We start from the raw sequence: 16631 nt of genomic DNA on the forward strand, positions 1-16631 counted from the left end.
AGCGCGGTGACGACGAGGCCGAGGCGGCCGAGGAGCCGGGCGGGGCCGAGGCCGAGCGGCCGACCCGGCCGCGCCCCGCCGGCCGCAACGCGGTCGGGCTCACCGAGCGCGAGTTGCAGGTGTTGCTCGGCATGGCCGAGGGGAAGAGCAACGCCGAGATCGGGCGGGAGCTGTTCGTCTCGGAGGACACCGTGAAGACCCACGCCCGCCGGCTGTTCCGCAAGCTCGGCGCCCGGGACCGCGCACACGCGGTGGCCGCCGGCTTCCGCGCCGGCCTGGTCGCCTGACGACCCCGACCCGGCCGGAAGGTTCACCCGCCGGGTCCGACGGACCGGCCGGTCAGCCGGCGGTGGGTCCGTCGGTCGGCTCCTCGTCGGTGCCCTCGGTCAGGGTGTCGTGCACCCCGTCGGCGTAGCCCCGGGCGTAGTCCCAGGTGACGTAGTGGTCCGGGTCGGGGTCGTAGGCCGGCTCGTGCACCCGGGGGCGACCGGAGTTGAGCAGGTGCCGGAGGTTGCCCCGGAGCAGGTCCCAGTCGAAGTAGTGCGGCTCGCGGCAGTCCTCGCACTCGATCACCAGCCCGCGCACCCCGATCGGCGACAGCAGGGCCTGGTAGATCTCCAGGTCGGCCAGATCCTCCAGGACGTCCTGCCGCTCGACCTCGGTCAGCGGGTCGAGCGGGGCGTCGTCGCCCGGATCGTGCAGGCCGGCTGCCGGATCGGCCGGGTCGCCGTTGAACGGGTCGATGGGCTCGTCGTGCACCCCCTCACCGTAGACCCAACGCCGACCCGACGCCCGCCCCCCGCTCGGTCGGGCTCCGGCTCCGTGCGGACACCCGCCGCCGACGGAGGGCGCGCAGCTCACTGGGTACGATGAAGCCACGCGCCGTCGCGGTGGCCCGGTCCGCCGCCCGCGCGTTCCTCACTGAAGCCCGTTCGACCAGCTCAGGAGAGCAATCGTGGAGAATTCGCCCAGCACCGATATTCCGGCCGGCGCCGACCACGGCGAGCTGGGCGGCCACCTCCCTGAGCTGCCCGCCGGGTCGGCCCGGGTGGTGCCGCTCGGTCTGACCTTCGACGACGTGTTGTTGCAGCCGGGCGAGTCGGACGTGGTGCCCAGCCGGGTCGCCACGGTCACCCGGCTCACCCGTAACGTCCAGCTCACCGTGCCGCTGCTCTCCAGCGCGATGGACACGGTCACCGAGGCGCGGATGGCGATCGCGATGGCCCGGATGGGCGGCATCGGCGTGCTGCACCGCAACCTCTCCGCCGAGGACCAGGCGCTCCAGGTGGACCTGGTCAAGCGCTCCGAGTCGGGCATGATCACCAACCCGGTGACGGCCAGCCCGGACGACACCCTCTCCGAGGTCGACCAGCTCTGCGGGCGGTACCGGATCTCCGGGGTGCCGGTGGTCGACGGCGACGGCCAGCTCGTCGGCATCGTCACCAACCGGGACATGCGCTTCGTCTCCGACCCGGCCACCCCGGTCCGGCAGATCATGACGCACGCCCCGCTGGTCACCGCCCCGGTCGGGGTGAGCAAGGACGACGCGCTCGGCCTGCTCCGCCAGCACAAGGTGGAGAAGCTGCCGATCGTGGACGACGCCGGCAAGCTGCGCGGCCTGATCACCGTCAAGGACTTCACCAAGAGCGAGCAGTACCCCACCGCCACCAAGGACGACGCCGGCCGGCTGCGGGTGGCCGCCGCGATCGGGGTGGGCGAGGACGCGTACAAGCGGGCCCGGCTCCTGGTCGACGCGGGCGTCGACGTGCTGATCGTGGACACCGCGCACGGCCACCAGCGGGCCGTGATCGACATGGTCCGCCAGCTCAAGAAGGACGTCGCGATCGACATCGTCGGCGGCAACGTGGCCACCTACGCCGGGGCGAAGGCCCTGGTCGACGCGGGTGTCGACGGGGTCAAGGTCGGGGTGGGCCCGGGTGCGATCTGCACCACCCGGATCGTCGCCGGGGTCGGCGTGCCGCAGATCACCGCGATCATGGAGGCGGCCCGCGCCGCCCGCCCGGCCGGCGTGCCGGTCATCGGCGACGGCGGCATCCAGTACTCCGGCGACATCGCCAAGGCCCTGGTGGCCGGGGCCGACACGGTGATGCTCGGCAGCCTGCTGGCCGGCTGCGAGGAGAGCCCCGGCGAGCTGATCTTCGTCAACGGCAAGCAGTTCAAGGCGTACCGGGGGATGGGGTCGCTCGGCGCGATGCAGTCCCGCGGGCAGGCCAAGTCGTACTCCAAGGACCGGTACTTCCAGCAGGACGTGACCAGCGACGAGAAGCTGGTCCCGGAGGGCGTGGAGGGTCAGGTGCCCTACCGGGGCCCGCTGTCCCGGGTCGCCCACCAGCTCGTCGGCGGGCTGCGGCTGGCCATGGGGTACGCCGGTGCGGAGAGCATCGCCGAGCTGCACCAGCGCGGCCAGCTCATCCGGATCACCGCGGCCGGGCTCAAGGAGAGCCACCCGCACGACATCCAGATGACCGTCGAGGCGCCCAACTACCACACCCGCTGACCCGCCACCCCACCCCCACTACACCTGGAGTCCCCATGCGTGACGTGGTCGAGATCGGGCTGGGTAAGACCGCGCAGCGCGGTTACCACCTGGACGACATCGCCATCGTGCCGAGCCGGCGCACCCGGGACGTCGACGACGTCTCCACCGCCTGGCAGCTCGACGCCTACCCCTTCGGCATCCCCTGTGTCGGGCACCCCTCGGACGCCACGATGAGCCCGGCCTCGGCCGTCCGGCTCGGTCAGCTCGGCGGCCTCGGCGTGCTCAACGTCGAGGGGCTCTGGACCCGGTACGAGAACCCGACCAAGGTGCTGGAGGAACTGGCCTCCCTCGGCGAGGACGCCCGCGCCACCAAGCGCCTCCAGGAGGTGTACGCCGAGCCGATCCGCCCCGACCTGATCGCCGAGCGGGTCCGCGAGCTGCGCGCCGGTGGCGGCACGGTGGCGGTGCGGGTCTCCCCGCAGCACACCCTGGCGCTGGCCCCGGTGATCCTGGACGCCGGGGTGGACATCCTGGTCATCCAGGGCACGATCGTCTCCGCCGAGCACGTCTCCACCACCGACGAGCCGCTGAACCTCAAGGAGTTCATCGCCGACCTGGACCTGCCGGTCATCGTCGGCGGCTGCACCGACTACAAGACCGCGCTGCACCTGATGCGGACCGGGGCGGCCGGGGTGATCGTCGGCATCGGCGGGGACGAGTGGTCCACCACCGAGTCGGTGCTCGGCATCCGGGTGCCGATGGCCACCGCCATCGCCGACGCGGCGGCGGCCCGCCGGGACTACCTGGACGAGACCGGGGGCCGGTACGTGCATCTGATCGCCGACGGGGACATCCGGACCTCCGGCGACCTTGCCAAGGCGCTGGGCTGCGGCGCGGACGCGGTGATGCTCGGCGAGCCGCTGTCGCTGTGCGAGGAGGCACCGGCCGGTGGGGCCTGGTGGCACTCGGCGGCCAGCCACCCGTCGCTGCCCCGGGGTGCGTTCGAGGTGGCCGGCGAGCCGCTCGGCTCGATGGAGCAGGTGCTCTTCGGCCCGGCCGACGAGCCCGACGGCCAGCTCAACCTCTTCGGCGCGCTGCGCCGGGCGATGGCCAAGTGCGGGTACCGGGACCTCAAGGAGTTCCAGCGGGTGGGCCTGGTCCTGGACCGCTGACCCGGCACTCCCCACGACGAAAGGAACCGGCCCCCGCCGATCGGCGGGGGCCGGTTCTCGTCGTACCTCGGGGGTCAGTTGGTGTTGAAGTTGACCCAGTTGAAGTTGAACAGGGCGCTGGTCGGCCCGCCCTCGACGCCCCGGAAGACGAAGTAGAGCTTGTGCGAGCCGGCCGGCTGGTTCACCGCGACGTCCGTGCTGACGAACGCGTTGTTACCAGCGGTGGCGTTCAGGGTCGCCGTGCCCACCAGGGGGCCGTCGGGCGCGTCCAGTCGCAGCTCGACCTGGGCCCGGGGCTGACCGGCCGTGGCGGCCGACCCACCGGAGTGCCGCAGGGTGACCGAGGTGACCCCACCCAGGTTGATCGGGTCCATCGCGATGTAGTCACCCGGGTCGATGCCGTTGACGTGCTGGCCGCCACCGGTGTCGGCGGTGTTGGCCACGGTCACGCCCTGCTTGATCTGGGCGAACTCGGCCTGCTGACGGAAGAGCTGGATGACCGTCTGGCCGGTGCCGGTCAGGGGGCCCTGGCCGCCGCCACCGAGGTCGGTGTAGGAGGCGCTGAGCCCGCCGTAGAGGTAGCTACCGGCGTGGTCGGCCCCGTCGGCCGGGGTCGGGATGGTGCCGGTGCAGCCGGTCACCGAGCCGTCCGGGTGGCCGTGGTCGTCGTGGCCGAGGACGAAGGTGACGGTGACCCGCGAGCAGTCGATCGTCCCGTCCTCGGGGTCGGTCACGGTGACCACGTACGGGACCTCGTCACCCCAGTTGAACAGGGTGCCCGGGATCGGCGAGGTGACGGTCACCGTCGGGGCGGTGTTGCCGACCGTGATCTGCCGGGTCAGCACCGCGGTCTTGCCGCTGGAGTCGGTCACCGTCAACCGGGCGGTGTAGGTGCCGTTCTCGGTGTAGGTGAACGAGGTGACCGGGTCGGCCGAGTCGACGGTGCCGTCGCTGGTGAAGTCCCAGGCGAAGGAGATCGACTCCCCCGGGTCCGGGTCGTAGCTGGCGGTCGCGTCGAAGTTGACCGTCAGCGGGGCCTGGCCCGAGGTCGGGCTGGCCTGCAGGTCGGCCACCGGGGCCCGGGTGCCCTTGACGTACCGGATCACCGAGAGCTGGGCCTCCGGGTTGGCCCGGAAGAAGCCCTTGCCGTACTCCAGGACGTAGAGGGACCCGTCCGGGCCGAACTCCATGTCCATCGGGCTGCTGAAGGGGGTGTTCGGGACGAAGGACTCGACGTCGAAGAGCCGGTCCCGCCCGTTGGTCCGCATCATGAAGAACTTGTCGCGGGTGAACTCACCGAAGACCACGGCGTTGTCGTAGTACTCGGGGAACTTGACCTCGGACTCCAGGTCCTTGTCGTACTTGTAGATCGGGCCGCCCATCGGGCCGACGCCGCCGGTGCCGATCACCGGCCAGGTGAAGTCACAGGCCTGGGCCGGGGTCTGCAGGTACGCCTCGGGGCACGGGGTGGTGCCGTTGAAGGTGTACCAGAACTGCACCGGCTCGACCTTCGGCAGCTCCCGCAGACCCGTGTTGCGCGGCGAGTCGTTGATCGGCGCGGCGCAGTCGAAGGCGCCCTTGGGGGTACGGGTGGCGAAGTCGAAGTCGATGTACGGCATGTCCGGGGTGTTGCAGTACGGCCAGCCGTAGTTGCCCGCCTTGTTGGTGGCGATCCACCGGCCGGTGCCCTCCGGGCCACGGTCCGGGTGGGGGAGCCGGGCGTCCGGCGAGTAGTCACCGATGTAGACGAAGCCCTCGTCGGAGACGTCGAACCGGAAGGGGTTGCGCAGACCCATCAGGAAGATCTCCGGGCGGGTCTTCTCGGTGCCCTCGGGGAAGAGGTTGCCGCGCGGGATGCTGTACGTCCCGTCGTCCTTCATCTTGATCCGCAGGACCTTGCCCCGCAGGTCGTTGGTGTTGGCCGAGGAGCGCTGGGCGTCGTACGCCGGGCCCTGGGTGGGCATCTCCAGGATCGGGCTGTACTGGTCCGAGCCGCTGGCGTTGGTGTCGTCACCGGTGACCAGGTAGAGCAGGCCCTTGCCGTCGAACCGGATCTCACCGGCCACGTGGCAGCAGGCGCCCCGGTCGACGTCCACCCGCAGGATCTGCTGCTCGGTGGTGAGGTCCAGGCGGGGGGTCGGGTCCTCGACGAACTTCACCCGGGAGAGCTGGTTCCAGCCCTTGTAGGCGTCCCAGGTGGTGGGGTCGTTCGAGGTGGCCGGCGCGGTGCCCTCGTTGGTGCCCGGGATCTTCGGGGCGTAGTAGATGTAGACCCACTTGTCCGTGGCGAAGTCCGGGCCGATGGTGACGTACTGGAGGCCGTCCTCGTCGTGGGTGTACACCGGGACGGTGGTGATCACCGGGCTGGCGCCGGTGGCCGGGTCGTAGAGCCGGACCTCACCGCCCCGGGTGCTGTGCAGCACCCGGCCGTCCGGGAGCACCGAGAGGTTCATCGGCTCGCCGGGCTCGTCGTTGAGGGTGACCTTCTCGTAGTTGGCCCACACGGTGGCGCCGCAGTCGCCCTCGACCACACCGGCAGCCCAGCGGATGCCGCCGAGGATCTGCTTGCGGAAGGGGTTGTACCGGAAGGTGTCCCCGGTGTGGCCCAGGCCGGTGTAGAAGGACCGCCCGCCCTGGTAGTCCTGGCACCAGGTGATCGGGTGGTCGAAGCCCATCGAGCCACCGGTGTAGCTCTTCTCGTCCAGGGTGGCCAGCACGTGCGCCTTGCCCCGGACGTTGGTGGAGAAGTTGTACCACTGGTCGGTGTGCTGGAGCTGACGCGGCAGGGTCTCGGTGGCCGGGTGGGCCCGGTCCGCCACGTCGATGATGGCCTCGGTCACCGAGGACTTGCCGGTGGCCTTCGCCCCGATCAGGTCCTGGTAGAACTGCCAGTCCGGCTCGGTCTCGGCGGCGGAGTGGATGCCGACGAAACCACCGCCGGTCTTGATGTACTCCTCGAAGGCGGCCTCCTGGGCCGAGTTGAGGATGTCGCCGCTGGTGTTGAGGAAGACGATCGCCCGGTACTTCACCAGCTCGTCGGCGGTGAAGAGGGCGGCGTCCTCGCTCACGGTGACCGTGAAGCCGTTGTTCTTGGCCAGGTTCCGCAGCAGCAGGGAGCCGTCCTTGATGGAGGCGCGGCGCTCACCGGCGGTCTTGGTGAAGACCAGGACGTCGAAGTTCTCCGGCTCCCGGACGTCGGAGCGCAGGGCTGCCGGGCCGTTCTCGGCGGCGACCATGTCCTCGGCCGGGGTGTCCAGCTCCGGGTTGGCGGCGGCAGCGGTGGGGGGTACGAGCGAGACGGCGAGCGTCAGGCCAGCGGCGATGGCGAGCCATCGTCGGCCGGTCTTGAGTTTCATGGTTCCTCCGGTGGTCGGCAGGCGCGCGTGAGCACCGGGCGTCATGCCGGTGGCGCGGGTGCGAGGGGGTGAACCTGGAAGGGCGACCCGGGCCGCCGCCGTGCGGAAACGGGTCGGTGCCCGCGCGCGTGGCCGCCGATCGGCGCGCGGGCATTCACCGGCCGGTGGGTGCCGGCCGGTCTACCCGGACGGGGGCCGGCGGGTGCCGGCCCCCGTCGGGAAGTCACTTGGGCAGGTAGATGGTGAGGTCCGAGAGGTTCTGGTAGCTCTGCGCCGCGATGGCGAGGGACTGGCCCCGGTTCTCGTTGCCGCCGGGGGCGGTGTCCATCTCCCAGTTGGCGCTGCGGAAGTGCCGCTCGCCGATGGTCTGGAAGAACTGCTGGAAGTTGATGTCACCCTCGCCGAACGGGGTCATCTCGTGCCCGTTGGTCAGGTCGGGGCGGCGGGCGCCGTCCTTGGCGTGGAACAGCGGGAACCGGCGGGACCGGTCGGCCACGGTGAGGATCGGGTCGAAGAGGCTGGTCTTCTCGACCCCGTTCGGGTTGATGAACTTCTGGTGCCGGAACCGGGCCACGTAGGCCCAGTAGATGTCCATCTCGAAGAAGACGTACCGGGGGTCGGTCTGCCCGAAGAAGTACTCCAGCCGGCGGATACCGGAGGAGCGGGTCTGCTGGCCGGCCGCGTTGCGGGGGCCCGAGTCGATGAGGAAGTTGTACTCCGCGTCGTGGTTGTGCGTGTACAGCCGCATCCCCCGGGAGCGGGCCTGGCGACCCAGCTCGTTCCAGATGTCGGCGGCGGCGTCCCAGTCGGACTTGTAGGCGCTGTTGGTCGGGGCGCTGCCGGTGCCGAGGTTCTTCATGCCCAGCGTCTCGGCGATGTCGAGCTGCTGCTGGAAGGTGCTGGGGTTGATGGTGACGTGGCAGCCGTTGGCGACCAGGCCGTTGTCGTCCAGGATCTTGCGGATCTCGGCCGGGGTGATCTGCCGGCCCAGGATCTCGGTGCTCTGGGTGAAGCCGGCGAACTCGATCTCCTTGTAGCCGATCTCGGCGAGGCGGGCGAGGACCCGCTCGAAGCCGTACGGCACGCCGCTGTCGTCGGGCGCGGCGGAGATCCGGTCCCGGACCGAGTAGAGGATGATGCCCCGGTTCTGCTCGGGGATCAGCGGGGCGACGCGCAGGTTGCTGCTGCCGGCGTCCGGGTCGCTGCCGGCCTTGGCGGCGCCGAGGGCGGGCGCGGCGGTGCCGAGCACCGGCAGGCCGACCGCGCCGATCGCGGCGGCGGCACCGGCCGAGGCCGCGAGCAGCTTGCGCCGGCTGAGCCGCCCGTCGGGGGTCTGGGTGAGGGGGTCGTGGGAGAGTTGGGGCTCCGGCATTGCTGCACCTTCCAGACGGCGTACGCCGTCGAGCGTCCGTGACGGCGGGTGCCGTCGAGGGTGAACACCAGGTGTTACGACGGACACGGTGGCGCCGCCGAAGCGCCGTCGCGATCCCCCGGAGATCCGGTGAGGACCGGTGGTCCGTGGAACGGGTCAGAGGTGGTGGTCTGGTCCACGCCGCCGCCACGGGTGGACGCGTGCCGCCCCCCTGGGGGGAGGGGCGACCGGGTCGCTGGGCCAAGGTCGTCGTAGCGCGTACGGGGGGACTGTTGCGTCCGCGTTACATCTTGGGGACAGACCTTAACTTCGGGGTGACGTCAAAAGAAAGCATCCCTCGGCGCAAACTTTTGTCTTTCTCGACGAAAGCCTGGTGGCGGAGAAGGTGGATGCGGATGAGTGCGGCGAATCGGACCGGCGCGTCGGCGGGCGTGACGCCCCGGTCACCGGCGGGCGCGGCCCCGGCGGCCGGCACCGGGAGTGTCGTCGTCGGACTCGACCTCGTGACCACCGGCGGCGCGGCCCTGGCGCGGCCCGCCGGTCGCCTAGGCTGACCCGGTACGGGCGCATGGCGCCGTTGTGTGCTGTCACGGGAGGATCCATGGGTTTTGCGCGGCCCGACGTCCGGCTCGGTGTCACCCTGCTGCTGGCCGGGGCCCTGGTGCTCGGCGGCTGCGACGCGGCACCGGAGCGGGACGCGCAGCGGTCGGCGACACCGGCCCCGTCGCGCGAGTTCGGGCCCGGTGCCCCCGGCGCCGGCGACGACTACTTCCCCACCTACGGCAACGGGGGCTACGACGTCGGGAAGTACACCGTGAAGGTCCGCTACGACCCGGCGACCGACCAGCTCAGCGGCGTCACCACCGTGCAGGCCACGGCCACCGCCAACCTCTCGTCGTTCAATCTGGACCTGGCCGGCCTGACCGTCCGGACGGTCACCGTGGACGGTGCCGAGGCCAAACACCGCCACACCGACGGCGAACTGACGGTCACCCCCGCCACCGGGCTGGCCGACGGCAACGGCTTCGTCGCCGAGATCACGTACGCCGGGAAGCCGGAGCCGACCGGCACCGAGATCCTCGGCGAGGGCGGGTGGCTGCACACCGCCGACGGGGCCATCGCGCTCGGCCAGCCGGAGTCGGCCAGCACCTGGTTCCCGGTCAACGACCACCCCTCTGACAAGGCGACGTACGACTTCGAGATCACCGTGCCGGAGGGGCTGACCGCGGTCAGCAACGGGGTGCCGCAGGGCAGCGGCAGCGCCGACGGCTGGACCACCTGGAAGTGGGCCGAGCGGGTGCCGATGGCCAGCTACCTGAGCACCGTGGTGATCGGCAGGTTCCGGGTGAGCACCGGTGAACACAAGGGCCGGCCGGTGTACCACGCGATCAGCACCGACCTGCCGAAGGGACCGGCCGACGAGTCGATCGCCGCCACCGTCCGGGTCGCCGACTACCTGGAGACCGTCTTCGGTCCGTACCCCGTCGAGGCGTACGGCGGGGTGGCCATCGCCGACGACCGCATCCGGTACGCGCTGGAGACGCAGAGCCGCCCGGTGTACGGGGCGAGCTTCTTCAGCAGCGGGGTGAACACCGAGGTCGTCGCGCACGAACTGGCCCACCAGTGGTTCGGCAACAGCGTGGCGCTGACGACGTGGGAGGACATCTGGCTCAACGAGGGCTTCGCCACGTACGCCGAGTGGCTCTGGAACGAGCACGACGGCGGGCCCAGCGTCCAGCAGGCGTTCGACACCCACTACGCCGGGGTGGCCGCCGAGGTCTGGCGGACGCCGCCGGGGCGGCCGGGCCCGCAGAACCTGTTCAGCACGTCGGTGTACCAGCGGGGCGGGATGACCGTGCACGCGCTGCGGCTGGCCGTCGGCGACGAGGCGTTCTTCCGGATCCTCAAGGCGTGGCCGGAGCAGAAGCGCGACGCCAACGGCACCACCGCGGACTTCGTGGCGCTGGCCGAGAAGACCTCCGGCAAGCAGCTCAACGCCCTCTTCGACGCCTGGCTCTACGGCACCGACAAGCCCCCCACCCCCCGACGCCTGTAAGGAAGGGCCCCCTCTTAACGCATACGGTAGAGAAGGGCTCCCTTCTCACCGGCGACGAGCGCGCCCCGCGGGGCGCGCTCGTCGCCGAGTCAGGGGTCGACGCGGAGTTTGGGGTGGTCGGCGAGCCACGCCTCGGCCCGGCCGGCGCGCAGCTCCGTGACGAACCGCCGGCCCACGGAGGTGAGCTGCTCGCCCCGGTACCCGCGGCCCCGGCCCACCGAGGCGCCGGGCAGGCCGACCAGGGTCAGGTCCGTCACCCGCAGGCCCCCGAGGGCGTACGCGACGTCGACGATCCGGGGGCCGCCCGAGTAGACGAGCATCTCGCCGAGGGCGGCGACGACCTGCTGCACCCGCTCCGGCTGGCGGGCCAGGTCCCGGTCGAGGATCTTGCCGACCAGCGCCCGGACGAGTTGCTGCTGGTGGCGCTGCCGGGTGTAGTCGCCACCGCGCAGGTACCGCTGCCGGGCGTAGTCGAGCGCCTGCCAGCCGGTGAAGTGCCGGCGTCCCTTCTCGTACACCATCTGCGGCCCGACGTACCCGCCCGGCCCGGGGTCACGGTGGCTGCCGTCCGGGCGTCGGTGCAGCGAGGCGGTCCGCTGGTCGACGTGCAGGTCGACCCCGCCGACGGCGTCCACCAGCTCGTCGAACCCGCCGAAGGTGAGCACCGCCCCGGCGTCGATCGGCAGGCCGGTGTAGTCGGTCACGGTCCGGCGCAGCAACTCGTACCCCTGGGCGGTGCTGGGCTGCTCGCGCCGCCCCGGTACCCGGCTGCCGTAGCTCATCGCGTGGGTCAGTTTCGTGTGCCCGCCCCGGTACCCGGCCGCCGGGTAGGCCGGGATGTCGACCAGCAGGTCGCGGGGGAGGGAGAACAGGTACGCCCGGTCCAGTGCCCGGGTGACGTGCAGGATCAGCACCGCGTCGGCGTGCGGCTCCCAGCCCGGCACGCTGACCCGGGTGTCCACCCCGACGAGCAGGAAGGTCAGCGGCCCGGTGAGGGTGGCCACCGGTGGCGGGGTGGGACCGGGCGTGACCACCGGGGCGGCCGGGACGCTGGCGGTCGGGGTGGCCGACGGCGGGGCGCTCACCCCGCTTCCCGGCCCGGCGAGCCGCGCGGTGACCACCGTCCCCGTCGCGAGCAGCGCCACCACGGCCAGCGCCGAGACGCCCACCAGCCATCGCCGGCGGGCCGACCACTCCGTGTCGACCACCTCGACCCCTTCCCCCGTACGCATCGATGATCCCGCCTGCCCCCGTACCCGTGAAAGGAGGGGCCCCTTGTTAACGCCTGGAGTAGAGAAAGGTTCCCCTCTCACCGGGGCGCGCCGGGTACGCCACCCGCGCCCGGCCGCCGGCGTGACTGTGGGTAGGCTTTCTGCACATGAGCACGCCTCGTCCCGTCCTCGTGGTGGACTTCGGAGCCCAGTACGCCCAGCTCATCGCGCGCCGGGTACGTGAGGCGAAGGTCTACTCGGAGATCGTCCCGCACACCATGCCGGTCGCCGAGATGCTGGCCAAGGAGCCGGCCGCGATCATCCTCTCCGGCGGGCCGTCCAGCGTCTACGCGCCCGGCGCCCCGCAGATCGACGCCGGGATGTTCACCGCCGACGTGCCGGTCTTCGGCATCTGCTACGGCTTCCAGGCGATGGCCCTGGCGCTCGGCGGCACGGTCGCCCGCACCGGGAACCGGGAGTACGGCGGCACCCCGCTGCACCCGCGCGCCGAGGCCGGGGTGCTGCTCCGCGATCTCCCGGCCGACCTGCCGGTCTGGATGAGCCACGGCGACTGCGTCACCGAGGCCCCGGCGGGGTTCACGGTGACCGCCGAGTCGGCCGGTGCCCCGGTCGCCGCCTTCGAGGACGTCGCCGGTCGCCGGGCCGGGGTGCAGTTCCACCCCGAGGTCGGGCACACCGCGCACGGCCAGGAGATGCTGACCCGCTTCCTGTACGACATCGCGGGCATCGAGCCGACCTGGACGCCGGAGAACATCATCGACGAGCAGGTCGAGCGCATCCGGGCGCAGGTCGGCGACAAGGAGGTCATCTGCGGCCTCTCCGGCGGGGTGGACTCCGCGGTCGCCGCCGCGCTGGTGCACAAGGCGGTCGGTGACCAGCTCACCTGTGTCTTCGTCGACCACGGCCTGCTGCGGGCCGGCGAGGCCGAGCAGGTGGAGAAGGACTACGTCGCGGCCACCGGGATCAAGCTGAAGGTGGTCGACGCGGCCGACCGCTTCCTCGACGCGCTGGCCGGGGTGACCGACCCGGAGCAGAAGCGGAAGATCATCGGCCGGGAGTTCATCCGGGTCTTCGAGGCCGCCGCCCGGGAGATCGCCGCGCACGGCGACGTCGAGTTCCTGGTGCAGGGCACCCTCTACCCGGACGTGGTGGAGTCCGGCGGCGGCACCGGCACCGCCAACATCAAGAGCCACCACAACGTCGGCGGGCTCCCGGAGGACCTGAAGTTCGCCCTGGTCGAGCCGCTGCGCACGCTCTTCAAGGACGAGGTCCGCACGCTCGGCCTCCAGTTGGGTCTGCCCGAGGCGATGGTCTGGCGGCACCCGTTCCCCGGCCCCGGGCTGGCCATCCGGATCATCGGCGCGGTCGACCGGGAGCGGCTCGACCTGCTCCGCAAGGCCGACCTGATCGCCCGGGAGGAGCTGACCGCCGCCGGCCTGGACCGGGGCGTCTGGCAGTTCCCGGTGGTGCTCCTGGCCGACGTGCGCAGCGTCGGGGTGCAGGGTGACGGGCGCAGCTACGGGCATCCCGTGGTGCTGCGCCCGGTCTCCAGCGAGGACGCGATGACCGCCGACTGGTCCCGGCTGCCCTACGAGGTGATCGCCCGGATCTCCACCCGGATCACCAACGAGGTCGCCGAGGTCAACCGGGTCGTCCTGGACGTGACCAGCAAGCCGCCGGGCACCATCGAGTGGGAGTGACGCCGGCCGTCCGGCTCAGCCGGCGACCGGCCCCGCCGCCCCCCGCTCCCCGCCGGGCGCGCCCGGCCCCGCCGAATCCGGCCCGACCTGCGCAGCGGGTCCGGTCGGCTCGACCTGCGGAACGAAAACGGTCGGCTCGACCTGCGGAACGGGTGCGGTCGGCTCGACCTGCGGATCCGGCCCGGTCGGCTCGACCGGCGAATCCGGCCCGGCCGGCCCAGCGGGTGCGGTCGCCCCAGCGTGCGGGATCGGCTCGGGCTGCGGGGCCGGCGCTGCCGGCTCGGGCTGCGGGGCCGGCGTGGGCTGCGAGATGGGTGCGGTCGGCCCGGCGTGCGGGATCGGTGCGGTCGGCTCGGCCGGTGGGACCGCTCCGCCGGGCTGGCTCGGCGTGGTCGGGCCGGCCGGCGGGGTGGGCCCGGTGGACAGGTTCGTCGGCCAGGCCGGGTGGGGCGAGGCCGGGGGGTACCCCGAGGGGTGCTGTCCCGGGTGCGGTGGATGCGGCCAGGCCGGGGCGCCGGCCGGTTCCTCGGGCATGAGGAACCAGAGCACCGGGTACGCGAGGGCGGCGAGACCGCCGGTGAGGATCGTCGCCACGGCGAAGACCACCCGGACCAGCGTCGGGTCCACGGCGAAGTAGCGGCCGAGGCCGCTGGCCACCCCGGCGACCATCCGGTCGGTGGTCGGGCGGCGGAGTTGCTTGTACGGGGCCTGAGAGGGGTACGGGGACGTCATGTCTCCACGGTGCGCGGACCGGGGCCGGTCCGGCCTCGGTGACCGCCCGGATTCCGACCCTGACCCGACCCGGACGCCTCGCCCCGACCCGGACACCTCGGCGCTTACCCTGAATGATCTCGCCTGCCGAGCCTTGAGTCAGGAATCCGACTCTTTTCCGCCGCAGTAACGCCATCCGGGGAGAATTTCCCCCCGTGACCACCATGCTGGAGCCGCTTCGCAGGATCGCGGCATACGCAGTTTGTGCTGATTCAGTCGGCCGGGTGTTGCTGGTCCGCGCATCGGAGCGCTCCGGCACCCCCGGCACGTGGTCGTTGCCCGGCGGCGCCGTCGACCACGGCGAGGACCCCAACCACACCGTCGTCCGCGAGACGGCGGCGGAGACCGGCCTCTCGGTGGCCGTCTCCGGACTGGCCGACGTGCTGGCCGACATGCGGGCCCTGGCCGAGCGCGGGATCACCATCCACACCGACCGGCTCATCTACCGGGTCTCGGTACGCGGCGGCACGCTCACCGACCGGGTGGACCGGCCGACCGACCTGGCCCGCTGGTACACCCTCGACGAGGCGCGTGCCCTGCCGCTGCGCTCGTTCACCGCCCGGGCCCTCGGGCTGCCCACCTCCTCGGCCGACGTGGTGCCCGACGAGGCCCCCGAGTTCCCCTCCTTCTACGCCGTTCCCGGCCCGGACGGGCTGCACCGGGCGCAGCGCTTCGCCGCGTACGCGGTGGCCACCGATCCGGAGGGCCGGGTGCTGCTCACCCGGGTCTCCGACGGCTACCCCGGCGCGGGCTGCTGGCATCTGCCCGGCGGCGGTACCGACTACGGCGAGCAGCCGGGTGCCGCCCTGATCCGGGAACTGGTCGAGGAGACCGGACAGACCGGGCGCCTGGTCGAACTGCTCGGCGTGGCCAGCCACCGGGACGCCGCCTCGCTCGGCCCGGAGGGGTACCCGATCGACTGGCACGGTGTCCGGGCCTTCTACCGGGTGATGGTCGACCAGCCGGCCCCGCCCACCGTCGCCGACGTCGGCGGCTCCACCTGTGAGGCACGCTGGTTCGCCCGCGAGGAGTTGGGCGCCCTGCCGACCGACCGGCTCACCGAGGTCACCGCCGAGGCGGTGCAGGCGGCCCACCTCGCCTGACCCTGGCCTCCCTCCCCGCCCGTCCCCACCCTCCCCGCTCGTCGGGCAGGGGGCCGACCGGCCGGCGTACCAGCCCGACTCTGGTTAGCCTCATGATCGACGAGGCGGGACGGGCGGGGAGGGTCACATCGTGGTTACGCGGCGGCGAATCGGGGCGTACGGACTGTGTCGGGACGGTGACCGGGTGCTCCTGGTGCGTGGGTCGGCGCGGTCGGCCCTCCCCGGTGCCTGGCAGCTTCCCGGCGGCGGGCTGCGGCACGCCGAGCACCCGGCGCACGCGATGGCGCGCAGGTTCGCCGCCGAGACCGGGCTCGCCGTCGAGCCGACCGGCCTGCGGGCCGCCGTCGCGGACGTGTCGCACCTGGCCGGTGACACCCTGCACACCGACCGGCTGGTCTTCGACGTCGCGGTCCGTTCCGGTGCGCTCCGGGCCGAGGCGGACGGCGGCACCGACGAGGTGGCCTGGCTGAGCCTGGCCGAGGCGGCCCGACTGCCGCTGACGCCCTTCACCGCCGAGGCGCTCGGGCTGCCGGTCACGCCGCCGCCCGCCACGGTGCCGGCACCCCCGGCGGGCGGCCCGCCCGACGCCGGGCCGGCACCGGCCGCGACCGGAGCGTCACCGCGTGCGGCTGAGACGTTGCCCACCGGGGCCGGGGTGACCCCCGGCGTGGCCGGGGTGCCGGGTGGCGGCGCGACGCCGGCGGGTGGCCCGGCGTCGGCCGACCGGGGACAGCGGTTCGCGGCGTACGGGCTGGTCACCGACCCGGCCGGGCGGCTGCTGCTCACCCGGATCGCCGAGGGGTACCCCGGGGGCGGGCGGTGGCACCTGCCCGGCGGCGGGACCGACCCTGGTGAACAGCCGGTCGCCGGCCTGCTGCGGGAACTGGTCGAGGAGACCGGACAACTCGGTCGGGTGGTGGACCTGCTGGGCGTGGACAACCTGCACAACCCGGCGGCGCTGGGCCCGGAGGGGCGACCGATGGACTGGCACAACGTCCGGGTGGTCTACCGGGTGCTGGTGGACGTGGCGACGGAGGCGGTGGTGACCGAGGCGGCGGGCGGCTCCACCGCCCAGGCCGCCTGGTTCGCGCCCGACCGGGTCGCCGAGCTGCCATTGACCGAGGTCGCGGCCGACATGACCGGACGGTACCGGGCATAGCGCACACCCGACAGGCCGCTCCGGTCCGACTCCGGTAGAGTCGGTAGGTGAAGTTGGTGCGCGAAGTGGGTGTTAGCGCGCCAATGAGCGGTTGATATGGGAAGAGGCGCAGTCGTCACAGATGACGGCAAGGGCCGTAGCTGGGAACAAGAGGGCGGTTTGCGCGGTTCACGGGAGATATAAGGACCGCCGGCAGCTATCGCCAAGCCC

12 protein-coding genes are annotated in these 16631 nt (G+C 72.3%); 7 read left to right on the top strand and 5 right to left on the bottom strand.

Annotated elements, in window-relative coordinates; genetic code table 11:
• On the top strand, window positions 1-287 hold a 287-nt coding region (locus AWW66_RS03725; RefSeq protein WP_245647884.1), incomplete at its 5' end, for a response regulator transcription factor.
• Between the two features lie 52 nt (window positions 288-339).
• Here the strand turns inward: AWW66_RS03725 and AWW66_RS03730 are convergent.
• The gene (locus AWW66_RS03730; protein ID WP_067359915.1) at window positions 340-759 is read right to left on the bottom strand and encodes a DUF5319 domain-containing protein; all 420 of its coding nucleotides are present in this window, start codon (window positions 757-759) and stop codon (window positions 340-342) included.
• A gap of 196 nt (window positions 760-955) precedes the next feature.
• Between AWW66_RS03730 and guaB the strand changes: the two genes are divergently transcribed.
• Together guaB and AWW66_RS03740 are read left to right on the top strand one after the other, a co-directional pair.
• Window positions 956-2518 carry an IMP dehydrogenase gene (guaB, locus tag AWW66_RS03735; protein WP_067359917.1) on the top strand — a complete coding sequence of 521 codons (1563 nt, stop codon included), beginning with the start codon at window positions 956-958 and terminating at the stop codon, window positions 2516-2518.
• A 35-nt stretch (window positions 2519-2553) separates the two neighbouring features.
• The gene (locus AWW66_RS03740) at window positions 2554-3672 is read left to right on the top strand and encodes a GuaB3 family IMP dehydrogenase-related protein (protein ID WP_067359918.1); all 1119 of its coding nucleotides are present in this window, start codon (window positions 2554-2556) and stop codon (window positions 3670-3672) included.
• Window positions 3673-3746: 74 nt separating this feature from the next.
• Here AWW66_RS03740 and AWW66_RS03745 read toward each other — a convergent pair whose 3' ends face one another.
• A complete protein-coding gene (locus AWW66_RS03745) occupies window positions 3747-7028 on the bottom strand; it encodes a ThuA domain-containing protein (RefSeq protein WP_067359920.1) in 3282 nt (1093 codons plus the stop codon).
• Window positions 7029-7251: 223 nt separating this feature from the next.
• Window positions 7252-8400, bottom strand: a complete 1149-nt coding sequence (locus tag AWW66_RS03750) for a sugar phosphate isomerase/epimerase family protein (RefSeq protein ID WP_067359922.1) — start codon at window positions 8398-8400, stop codon at window positions 7252-7254.
• Window positions 8401-9001: 601 nt separating this feature from the next.
• On the opposite strand from AWW66_RS03750, the gene AWW66_RS03760 reads away from it, so the two are divergent.
• Window positions 9002-10456: a M1 family metallopeptidase gene (locus tag AWW66_RS03760; RefSeq protein ID WP_067359925.1), complete on the top strand. Its 1455-nt coding sequence runs from the start codon at window positions 9002-9004 to the stop codon at window positions 10454-10456.
• 89 nt (window positions 10457-10545) lie between these two features.
• Here AWW66_RS03760 and AWW66_RS03765 read toward each other — a convergent pair whose 3' ends face one another.
• Window positions 10546-11688 carry an LCP family protein gene (locus AWW66_RS03765; RefSeq protein WP_067359927.1) on the bottom strand — a complete coding sequence of 381 codons (1143 nt, stop codon included), beginning with the start codon at window positions 11686-11688 and terminating at the stop codon, window positions 10546-10548.
• A 146-nt stretch (window positions 11689-11834) separates the two neighbouring features.
• Here AWW66_RS03765 and guaA point away from each other — a divergent pair, with 146 nt between their 5' ends.
• Window positions 11835-13388, top strand: a complete 1554-nt coding sequence (gene guaA, locus AWW66_RS03770; RefSeq protein WP_067359929.1) for a glutamine-hydrolyzing GMP synthase — start codon at window positions 11835-11837, stop codon at window positions 13386-13388.
• 15 nt (window positions 13389-13403) lie between these two features.
• Here guaA and AWW66_RS36300 read toward each other — a convergent pair whose 3' ends face one another.
• Window positions 13404-14120 carry a PspC domain-containing protein gene (locus AWW66_RS36300; RefSeq protein ID WP_396890335.1) on the bottom strand — a complete coding sequence of 239 codons (717 nt, stop codon included), beginning with the start codon at window positions 14118-14120 and terminating at the stop codon, window positions 13404-13406.
• Between the two features lie 194 nt (window positions 14121-14314).
• Between AWW66_RS36300 and AWW66_RS03780 the strand changes: the two genes are divergently transcribed.
• Window positions 14315-15262 carry an NUDIX hydrolase gene (locus AWW66_RS03780; RefSeq protein WP_067359931.1) on the top strand — a complete coding sequence of 316 codons (948 nt, stop codon included), beginning with the start codon at window positions 14315-14317 and terminating at the stop codon, window positions 15260-15262.
• Window positions 15263-15392: 130 nt separating this feature from the next.
• The gene (locus AWW66_RS03785) at window positions 15393-16421 is read left to right on the top strand and encodes an NUDIX hydrolase (protein WP_067359933.1); all 1029 of its coding nucleotides are present in this window, start codon (window positions 15393-15395) and stop codon (window positions 16419-16421) included.
• Window positions 16422-16631: the final 210 nt, after the last annotated feature.

It is taken from the genome of Micromonospora rosaria (genome assembly GCF_001567585.1).
Lineage (GTDB): Bacteria > Actinomycetota > Actinomycetes > Mycobacteriales > Micromonosporaceae > Micromonospora > Micromonospora rosaria.